The 1055-nt window shown below is 31.0% G+C and carries 2 protein-coding genes; both read left to right on the forward strand.

Going from position 1 to position 1055, the window contains the following annotated elements:
- Positions 1–149 precede the first annotated feature (149 nt).
- Positions 150–581, forward strand: coding sequence for a T6SS immunity protein Tdi1 domain-containing protein (locus tag J1D01_RS17440; RefSeq protein WP_421151785.1), 432 nt, complete (start codon positions 150–152; stop codon positions 579–581).
- Positions 582–602: 21 nt separating this feature from the next.
- Positions 603–926 (forward strand): hypothetical protein, encoded by a 324-nt coding sequence (locus J1D01_RS17445; RefSeq protein WP_421151786.1) that lies wholly within the window; start codon positions 603–605, stop codon positions 924–926.
- Positions 927–1055: the final 129 nt, after the last annotated feature.

Consider the following 1055-nt stretch of genomic DNA (forward strand, 5'->3'; position numbering starts at 1 on the left):
AACTACTGTTCCTTTATTTTTTTACTTTTATAAAAACTAAATTAAAAATATAAAGCACACAACATGCTGTATAATTAATGGCCGCATAAAGCCAACGCTTAAACCAAGCCACTAACCATACAGCTGTCCGTTGTGCCTAATTTGAGAAAATGATTGCCGAAATAAATAAAGCTTGGAATTGGAAAGGATTTAATGCGACCGAAATAGTTCGGACGAATGACTTTGGCAACGTGATTTTCAAAACGGACAAAAACGAATATTGGAGAATTTGTCCCGAAGAAATTAGTTGTGGAAAAATTGCGGAATCGGAATCGGAATTTGACCGACTTTCGACTGACTCTGAATTTATCGAAGATTGGCAAATGACAAATCTTGTGAACATTGCAAAATCGGAACTTGGAGAATTAGAAGAAAACCAAAAATACTGTTTGAAAATGCCAGCAGTTATTGGCGGAGAATATGAAAAGTCGAATATTGGAAAAATAAGTTTTGCGGAATTAATTTCTTTTAGTGGAGATTTAGGGTTTCAAATAAAGGATTTGAAAGACGGACAAAAAATAAAACTGAATATAAAAAACTAGGCAAACCAACGTTGTAAGATAATGTCTAAAAAAGAATTATTAGTCCTTTTATTAATTGATAGACTTCCGAGTATGAATAGTATTTACTCTTTAACAAGTCTATATGACAGATTTGATTTTCCTGCTAATATCCAAGAAGTTTTAGTGAATTTAAAAAATGTTGGATTAATAGAATATTCTGAAATTCGACCTTTAACAGAAATGCAAGTTTATAAGTCAACCGCTAGCGGAAAAAAAATATTAAAATCCGATTTAAATAAAAAAGAAATGCTAGATTATATTAATACTCTACATAATCCAGGTTTTCTTTATGAACTTACTGAAAAAATAATGAATAAAAACTAGGCACAACAATGGTAACCGTTGCACAAGCCCATAATGTATCCTAAAATTATAATTAGAAACCGTCTTTTAAAGGCGGTTTCTGTTTTTATACACTTAAAAACTCTGGTGTTTTAAAAGGCTTTAAAAGCA

Source organism: Seonamhaeicola sp. NFXS20 (assembly GCF_049132085.1).
Lineage (GTDB): Bacteria > Bacteroidota > Bacteroidia > Flavobacteriales > Flavobacteriaceae > Seonamhaeicola.

What these genes read in the sequence shown, in the direction of transcription:
- J1D01_RS17445 (WP_421151786.1), top strand. Translation starts at nt 603, where the DNA reads ATGTCTAAAAAAGAATTATTAGTCCTTTTATTAATTGATAGACTTCCG.
- J1D01_RS17440 (WP_421151785.1), top strand. Translation starts at nt 150, where the DNA reads ATGATTGCCGAAATAAATAAAGCTTGGAATTGGAAAGGATTTAATGCG.